Genomic DNA, 6,255 nt, shown 5'->3' with positions numbered 1-6,255 from the left:
ACGGGAACAGGGAAAACTGCGGGATTCGGACTTACTATTTTACAGAGACTGATATCAGGACAACCTGTGTCTGGCAACAATGTTCGAGCACTTATCTTAACGCCTACCCGTGAGCTTGCTGCTCAGGTAGAAGAAAGCATTAGCGCGTTCAGCGAATTTTTGCCCTTAAAAACAGCTGTTGTATTCGGTGGAGTGGGCATTAACCCGCAAATGATGAAGCTTCGTAAAGGGGTTGATGTGTTAATTGCTACACCTGGTCGATTACTTGATCTGTACCAGCAAAACGCAGTTAAGTTTTCTCAGCTTGAAGTGTTGGTATTGGATGAAGCCGACAGAATGCTTGATATGGGCTTTATTCACGACATTAAGAGAGTATTGAAGCTATTGCCACAAGAGCGTCAAAGCTTACTGTTTTCAGCCACGTTTTCTGATGAAATCACTGCACTGGCGAAAACAATAACGCGCAACCCTGTGAGTATTTCAACCGCGCCAGCCAATACCACGGTAGAAGCGGTTCAGCAGCACTTAGTGACCATTGATAAATCTAAAAAGACGACCGCGCTTATTTGTCTGATCAAACAGCAGAAGTGGGAGCAGGTGTTAGTATTTAGCCGCACGAAACACGGTGCTAATCGTATTGCAGAAAAGCTAACTCGGTCAAAAATTCCAAGTGCCGCTATTCACGGTAATAAAAGCCAAGGAGCGAGAACTAAAGCGCTTGCTGACTTCAAAAATGGCGCAATTAAAGTGCTGGTAGCCACCGATATCGCAGCACGCGGCATCGACATTAGTGAATTGCCTATCGTTGTAAACCTAGACTTACCCAATACGGCAGCTGATTATGTTCACCGAATTGGTCGTACAGGGCGCGCAGGCGCTAGTGGACAGGCTTGGTCATTTGTATGTGCTGAAGAACTGCAAAACCTGAAAGATATTGAGACACTGATTCAAAAGCTGCTTCCTCGTGAAACGTTGGAAGGTTTCGAGCCTCAGCAAGCCGTGCCTGTTACCACGCTTTCTAAGCCTAAAAAGCCCAAGAAGCCGAAAAAGCCGAAAGCACCACAAGGTGAGAGCGGCAGCGAAGGTAAACGAAGTGGCGAGAATAAAAAGTCGGGTCAACGTCAAGGCAACCGTAGTGGAAATGGTAATCCGCGCGCAGGTAAACCGGATTCGCGCAACAATAGCGGTGGAAAGCCTGCAGGTCGAAGACGCTCAGGAAGTGAAGGAAGTGCCGCTAAACGACCAGCTAAGCGCAGAAGTAATCCGTCAAATAGCACCACTAATAATACGGCATCAAACAGGGCAAAAGCGTAAACAGTTGAACTGCGCTTCATAAAACCGAGTTTATTAAAAAAGGGCCGTTGGAAAGGCCCTTTTTAATGTCCGTATTCTTTGTTGCGTCACCTTGATGTAGAACCACTATACTTGCGATAACACGCCGCGATTACGAACATTTTAAATCTCGCTGAGTGGGTAATTAATTATGTTCCCACGAAAACGGATTGTATTGTCGCAATGCTGGCGTGGTGTTGACTCCGTTGCTATCCTCAGAATCTAATGTAAGCTCGGCGCGCTTTATCAGCGTTTTTTGCAGTTCAGTGCGAAACCCTTTGGTCTCTTTCCATAGCTCGTTAAGCCCTTGTGGGGTATTACCTTGTAAATCTAGCGCAAGTAGCGGACCGAGTTTGTCATAAGCGCTTTGTAATCTGAGTGCTTGCTCTTTATTGTAAGCTTCTTCTTCATCTGTCGCTTCCCAGTTAATAAACGGGGCTTTTTGCGCAGTTGTCATTGCAGGAAAGCGAGAGAAATACTGAATGTACTCCGATAAGGGAATGCTGTCAGCGCGCCCCCATATATCCATTGACGTTCTGTTTAACAATGCGCTGGTTTTAGGTTCAACCACCATTACTGTTGGCGTGGCGTAATAAATGGGGTAGTCAAATCGCTCGGTTATATTTCTTCTGTCTTCAAGTGTTCCCACATCAACAAATACGGTTTCATAATGAGCGCGTAGAATAAGGTCCATTTCCTTTGTCGCAAAACGCTCAGCTAAGCCAGTACTGTCGTGGCACCACTGAGCACCCAGAACAACCAAAAGTAATTTGCTTTGTTCCACAGCTCGCTGCTGTGCATTGACCACATCTTGATAGGGTGATGCAGACGGAGCGTAAGTGTAAGGACTTTCATTTTGAGTACTTACACAGCCATTTAACGTGGTGAAAGTGGCAATTAGGACAGCAATGTTCAGGCACTGTCTAAAAAAACGGGCTCGGCGAGTAATGAAATTTTTTTGCATACGGTTATCAAAATAGTAGTTAAATCAACAGCAATGTAGCATAAAAAGGATGCAGCGACGCACCTAAAACGCAGTGGAGTAACTTAAGCACTGTAGGGCAAAGTCAGGCAAACTCGGGTGCCTGTTGGTTTGTTCTGGGAAATATCAAACTCACCATTTATCAACTTTGCGCGTTCTCTCATCGACAGCAGGCCGAGTGTGGGTTCAGCGTTTGCTAAGTGGGCAAAATGCTCAGGGATGCCGCCGCCGTCGTCAGTGACGATAAACACGGCACTGTGTTGCGCATAGTTGATATCAATACTGAGCGACGTCGCATTGGCATATTTTATACTGTTTGTCACCGCTTCCTGCACAATGCGATAGATATGTATTTTCTGGTCTGAATCGAACGGTACTGGCGTGCCGCTAACGTTAAACGAATAATCTATGTTTGCGCGCTTGAGCGTGGTAAAAATCTCTGAACGTTGGATCACGCTTTCAATGGGAAGTGTATCAATACCGGACGGACGTAATCCTCCTAAGCTTTTCTTCATTGCGTGGTATAGAGCATCTATCTTATTGAGCATCATGTCGTTGTCGCTTTCTCTGCTATCTAGCGACAGTTGAAGTTTCAAATCGACTATGCGGTGACCAAAGTCGTCGTGTAAATCCCGCGATAAGCGCTTTCGTTCATCTTCTTGCACTACCACTAATTGACTGGCCAGTGCTTGAGCGCTTTGCACCGATACTTCAAGATCCTCGTTTTTCTTCGCAAGCTTCATATTCAGCAAGGTAGATTGGTTAATTGACGCACCTAAAATGAGGCAACTTGTACATGATGCTAAGATGTAAAACTGATGCTCAATGGGAGGAAGTGCGCTCTGGCTTGCCACCACGAACGCAGTAATACCTATGAGTAAACACGAAAACGCACTGCCAACTATGGCATAGCGATACGATAAAAAGAGCGCGGGGAAAACCGCTAGATACTTAACCTGATAGCTGATGTTAATTTGTTGGGAGTAGGCATAGCTGCTCAGCATCAGCAAAACCAGCCAAGCGATTGTTGTAAGGTACAGTACTAAGTGACTCTTGGGGATAGAAGGCCGTTTATATAATGCGAAAAGAAAAGGACAAAGAACAACAATTCCTACAAAGTCACCTAATGAAAAATCAAACAAAATAGAAAGAAAAACCTCTATGCCTGTTTGCAGTTCAATAGCCCTTCTGCCCAAAAATACCACCCCAAGAGCAACACTTATAAGAACACCAAAAGCCAACGTGGCAAGGGTGCTGGAAACATTGTCTATATAAGGTGCGCTAAAGCGACGTCTGAATAAATAAACGCATGTACAAATTACCGCGGGTGACACCACTAAATGGACTAAATACCAACCTATGGTTCCACTTAAAAACGCCGTATTGTCGAGAATGCCACCGGGGTGAAATAAAATGAAGTGGGTTGATTTTTCTGCGATGAGTAGCAGTGGCCAGCTGTAAATTGGCAGTAGTAAAAACGCCGCCAGGCGAACTCCAGCAGGCAAATACCAGCTCACCGTACCTGAAATAATTTCAAATTGGGTGCTGAACAACCACACGCCGTGAAATAGCGCGGTATAACCTAATCCCATTAGTAAATAGGTAACGTTGAAATACCGCGTTAAATTCATCAATTTGCTTTGACTAGCGTGTCGTCGTAGATAACGTCAGAAACGTCGAGGTACCCAGTTTCTAAAGCAATTCTAAGTAAACCAAATTGGGAGGTTACATTGAGTTTCTTGTAAATATTAGTTCTGTGAACCATCACTGTTTTCGGGGCAGTATCTATGTAGTAGGCAATCTGTTTTGGCTGGAATCCTTTTGCTAACAGTAAGAAAATTTCCTTTTCCCTTTCAGTAAGGATAGAGGTTAGCTGTTTATCACCGAAAGCTAACTTTTTACTAATATCTGTGCTTAGATAATTCTCGTCTTTTTCTAGAGCTTCCAACGCGTCCATTAACTCTTTGGTGGCAGCATTCTTTGTAACGTAGCCATCGGCGCCGAGTTCAAGCGCTTTACTGATATAGCCTACATGATCATACATGCTCAGCATTAGGCACTTTATAAACGGCGAGTCTTTCTTGATTTTTATTAGCGTGTCGAAACCACTTTCCTGTGCTAACGAGATATCTAGAATGGCAACGTCAATATCGTCTAACGTAGCGAAGGAGGGAAGAGCATCCAGAGAGCTTACTGCGTAAGAAACATGCCAGCCATACTCTTGCTCGATGAGTGTTTTAATGCCATCCCTTACAATTTCGTGATCGTCAATAATGAGTATGTGCATGAAAAAATGCTTATTATCTCTTAATGCATCAAGTGTACGTTGTATTTGGCTTATAGTGAATAAGCCGATGGCTTAGACTGGTGCTCTCTTTAATTCTCAGAATAAAAAAAGCCGGCCTATCCTTGGCCGGCAATTGCTTAACTCTTAACTGTACTGCGTATCATTCGCCGACTGTCACGAAGAGCGCGTCAGCGATACGCAAACTACATTAAAGGTTTACAGACACTGGTGCAGAGCATGCAGAGGTTTCATCACAAACCATATAAGTATACTCACCAGGTTGAACGCCTCTGCTTCTGTCGCGATAACGTCCAGTGTTGCTTACTTCTTCAAGTAGCTCACCGTTGCGATAAATCATTACAGTATCGGCCATCGAGCCACTATATGATAAATCTACGCGTAACGAACCGAATCGAGACAGCATAGCGCGGTCAATCTCGGCAACAATGTTGCTATCTGAAACTGATACGGTTTCTGTTGATACGCCAGTTTGGCCTTCAGAGTCGGTAACCGTAAGGGTTACGTCATAGGCGCCTGTGCTCGCGTAAACATGCGTTGGGTTCTCTTCCGTTGAAGTAGAGCCATCGCCAAAGTCCCAGCTATAGCTGACAATGTCGTCATTAACGTCGTTACTGTTATTAGTAAAGCTTACTGATAATCCTGAAGCGTCATAGGTAAACGCAGAGTTAGGCGGTGTTGGGCCTACTTCACCAATACCGGTCACCACAAGGCTCCATGTGTTAACAGTGCCGTTGTCACCGTTGAACGTATCAAGCACGTTCAAGGTCCAATCGCCTGTTGCTACTTCGCCGTTAAAGGCATCAGAGTTATAGCTCTCAACGATATCATCTGTAGCGCCACCTTGATTCTGACGAAGAACGGTGGTCGTACCCTGAGGAGAGGTCAGTGATAGTACGAGATCTCCGCTATAGGTGTGTGTGATATTTACCGACGCCTGCATACCGAATACGGTTAAGTCGTCAGGAACGTTAATCACTAGGTCCACGCCGACATCGTCTGGATCTTCTTCATTCGGTAACGTAGGTACAGCATCACCAGAATACGCGTAAGGGAATTCGTTTAGCCCTTGAGGGTAAACATAAAGGTTCGCTGATTTAGATTTCTCAATATCACCGCTTACACCGTTCACCGTAAAGCTGTATGGACCCCAAGGCGTATCTTCAGATGTCTCTACGGTCAGTGTTACCGTATCGCCAGGCATTGCCGAGCTTGCACTTAAAGACGCGATATCACTTGGCTCTGCAAGCGATAGCTGTACTTCTTCTTCGTAGCCAGCAATTGAACCAACTTCAATAGTGAAGGTGTAGGTTTCACCCGCTTCAATTTCAGCTGAACCAGGCGTAATGCCCAGTTTAAAACCTGGAGTTGGATCAGCTTCTTCAAGTGCGTTAAGTACATTTAGGCGGTTACCAGATACGGTGCGACCATCAGCCCATAGGCTAGTTTCACCTGTAGACATTAACAGCTCTTTCATTTCAGATGGCGTAAGTTCTGGGTTTAGCGACCACACAAGTGCTGCTGCACCCGTAACATGTGGCGTTGCCATTGATGTGCCCGAGTATGTCGCATAGCCGTCACCTGGTATTGTAGATAGGATAGCTGTACCCGGCGCCGCGATGTCTACAGTTTCAAT

Annotated in this window: 5 protein-coding genes; 1 reads left to right on the top strand and 4 read right to left on the bottom strand. The window is 45.2% G+C overall.

What is annotated here, in order from left to right:
• A partial coding sequence (locus QVA83_RS20095; RefSeq protein WP_287498878.1) for a DEAD/DEAH box helicase occupies nt 1–1,314 on the top strand: 1,314 nt, incomplete at its 5' end.
• Between the two features lie 163 nt (nt 1,315–1,477).
• On the opposite strand, the gene QVA83_RS20090 is transcribed toward QVA83_RS20095, so the two are convergent.
• From QVA83_RS20090 to QVA83_RS20075, 4 genes are all read right to left on the bottom strand, one after another.
• Nucleotides 1,478–2,296, bottom strand: a complete 819-nt coding sequence (locus QVA83_RS20090) for a thioredoxin family protein (RefSeq protein ID WP_156078820.1) — start codon at nt 2,294–2,296, stop codon at nt 1,478–1,480.
• An 83-nt stretch (nt 2,297–2,379) separates the two neighbouring features.
• Entirely contained in the window at nt 2,380–3,945 is a 1,566-nt protein-coding gene (locus tag QVA83_RS20085; RefSeq protein WP_287498877.1) for an ATP-binding protein, read from the bottom strand.
• Nucleotides 3,945–4,601, bottom strand: coding sequence for a response regulator (locus QVA83_RS20080; protein WP_283645714.1), 657 nt, complete (start codon nt 4,599–4,601; stop codon nt 3,945–3,947). Before QVA83_RS20080 ends, QVA83_RS20085 begins: the two co-directional genes overlap by 1 nt.
• Before the next feature lie 208 nt (nt 4,602–4,809).
• A partial coding sequence (locus tag QVA83_RS20075; RefSeq protein ID WP_287498876.1) for a proprotein convertase P-domain-containing protein occupies nt 4,810–6,255 on the bottom strand: 1,446 nt, incomplete at its 5' end.

The sequence above is a fragment of the Alteromonas sp. AO-Serp genome (genome assembly GCF_017849675.1).
GTDB lineage: Bacteria > Pseudomonadota > Gammaproteobacteria > Enterobacterales > Alteromonadaceae > Alteromonas > Alteromonas macleodii.
The sequence above is the reverse complement of the archived record's forward strand: the minus strand, read 5'-3'. Positions and strand labels throughout refer to the sequence as shown.